At 28.5% G+C, this 2,898-nt stretch carries 1 protein-coding gene; it reads left to right on the top strand.

What is annotated here, in order from left to right:
• On the top strand, positions 1-2,818 hold a 2,818-nt coding region (locus L8U98_RS08055), incomplete at its 5' end, for a hypothetical protein (protein WP_263725488.1).
• Positions 2,819-2,898: the final 80 nt, after the last annotated feature.

Raw genomic sequence — 2,898 nt, forward strand, 5'->3', positions numbered from 1 at the left:
TATTATAGAAAAGAGCGGATCAATTATCAATGCTAAAAATTTTATGGCTTCAACTGCTACTTTAAGTAATGATGATTTTAATACTTTTAAAAATCTTAGCTTTGACAATCCACAAGCATTTTCGCCTAAAATCAAGCCAAATAGTGGAAATGTTGTAAATTTAGGAAAGATAAATTCAACTGATAGCATTACCTTGCAAGGTAACAAAATAGTGCTTGAAGCAGGTTTTGACAAAGGAAGCTTAAACAAAATAGAAACTAATAAGCTAAATTTAAAAGGCAATGAAGTTTATGTAGATGTAGGAACTACAAAAGTACAAAAAGTAAATGTTGAAGCAGGCAAAGGAACATTGTACTTAAGTGCTACAGGATATTACTATGATCCTAAAAGAAAATATAATGAATTTAATAATGTAGATAATAAAATTAAAAAAACATATAATCAATATATTAGCATAGGCTCTGATGTTGACTGGTGGCACTTTGCTAAAGGGTGGAATGAAAAAGCTGATTTTAGAAATAATGTAGCAGGAAATACCTTTAAACTTACTAATGATATAGATTTTGGTGGAAATCAAGGTAAAGGTCAGGAAGGTAAAGATTGGCAAAACTATGCAAATTATTGTATAGATGGGCTTGGTTGTACTAATATGATAGTAGGACATACAACATCCTTTGATAAAACATTCGATGGGCAAGGTTATACCTTAAGTAATATTATCATAGACACTACAAAATTATCTTATAAACCTGGATATGTAGGTATATTTGGTAGTGCTAAAAATGCTACTTTTGAAAATATAACCATTGATTATAATAATGGGATTATTAAAGCAACAACAAGTGGCAATGTCGTAGGTGGAGTTGGAAGTTTTGTTGGCAATGTTTATAAATCTTCATTTAATAATATCAATTTAAGCAATGTAAAAAAAATTGAAGTTAATGGAGATAATGCTTATGTTGGTGGTTTTGTTGGAATGACAACACAAGGCGATTATACAAATGTAGGTATTAATTCAATTGGTGAAATATTTAATAATGCAAATAAGTCCAATAATATAGGTGGTTTTGTTGGATCATCTGATGGAGCTAAATTTACCAATATTTTTATCGACACAATTAATAGTATTAAAGGTGAATCTAAAGATCATATAGTATATGCTGGTAGTTTTGCTGGTAGAGATACTCATAGTAAATTTCAAAATATCACCATAAGAAAAATTTCAAATATTGATGTAACAGGATTAGGTGGAGGCAATAATTCTGTTGGTGGTTTTATTGGAAGCGCTAAAGTTGGAGATAAAGCATTTGATAATATTGTTATAGATGGTATTGATAAGATTACTGTAAATGGAGCTTATTGGTTTAATTATTTAGGTGGTTTTATTGGAAGTGCTTATATGACTAGTAATAATGCATTTAATAATATTGTTTTAAAAAATATGGGGAATATGCGTGCTAAAGCGGATAATGGCTCTATTATTGGTGGTTTTATAGGGCATATATACATAGATAAAAGTATAAACAAACAAGATATTTTGTTTAATAATGTATATATGCATTATAATGATGATGCAAAGTTTATTGTTAATAGTAAAGATCATACTAATACTCACTATGGAAAATTTATAGCTCATAATAGTAATTATGGCGAAACAATAAACTATAATACTACAAATGTTTATTTTTATGGAAATCCTATTGATACTGCCGGTAAATATGATAAATATATAGATAAAAATGTGGGTGATTTTAATGATCCTGAATTTCAAAATGGAATGAATAGCATTAAAGGTTCTAACTTTGATAAAGATAGTATTAAACCTTCAGAAAAAGAATACCTAAGCGCACAAGAAGCAAAAAATGATCAAGCAACACTAACACAAGATGATCTTTATGAGAGTATAGTAAGAGATATCTTTAACTCTTTAAAAGGACATTCTTATGCGATAGATTTAAATACTTTGCAAGCATTTTTAGAGGCTTATGATAAGTTAAGCGATACTAAGTCAAAGGTAGAATTTTTAAGTAATTTCTTGCTTGATAAAAGTAAATATACAAAGAAAGAAAGAGAAAATTTGGCACATTCTTTAGTTCAAAGTATGGATTTTATACTAGCTTATAGCAAAAATGATGCTAAAGATTCTAAATTTGAAAGCGGAGTTGAAACAACTTTTGAAATTTTAAAAGATGAAGCGGGCAATAAACATTCTGATGCTTTAAAGCAAGGTGAAGCACTAAGAGCTTATGTTAAATCTTTAATAAATCCTGTAAACAGTATCAAAAATAATAACGAAGATATAACTAGCAATAATACAGAGATAAAAAGATTGCAAGATGAGTACAATAGTCTTGTAAATTCTATCAACAAAGGACTTTTAGATGAAAATGAGTTGTCAATAGCTCAAAAAAGACTTAATCTAATTGTGGCTAGTATTGAAGTTTTATTGGAAAAAAATGAAAAATTGCAAGATGAAAACATAGATTTACTTGCACAAATAAAAATTGACAAAGATAATTTTAGAACCTATGGCGTTTCTTCAAGTACTCCAGAAACACCTACTTTAAGTGCTGTTATTATAAATCCAAGTACAAATAATGGAAATGATAATAATGGAGACACAAGTAATGGATCTGATGCTAGTCAAGTAGTATCATCTCTTCAAAAACAAGATTCAGACAAACTAAGTAATACTGCAGTTGTAGATGAAGAGGAAAAAAATGAAGTTGAAGAAGCTTCTCTTATGCAAAAAGGAAAAATTTGCATAGTAAGTGATAATTCTAAAACTATGAATCCATGCGTGGTTGGAGGATTATAAAATACTTTGCTAGGATAGCTATATCCTAGCAATAATAACGAGTATATTAATGAATACTCGTATTAAATAATATTTTGATA

Origin of the sequence: Campylobacter sp. RKI_CA19_01128 (genome assembly GCF_025771175.1) — a bacterium.
In the GTDB taxonomy this organism is placed as follows: Bacteria; Campylobacterota; Campylobacteria; order Campylobacterales; family Campylobacteraceae; genus Campylobacter_D.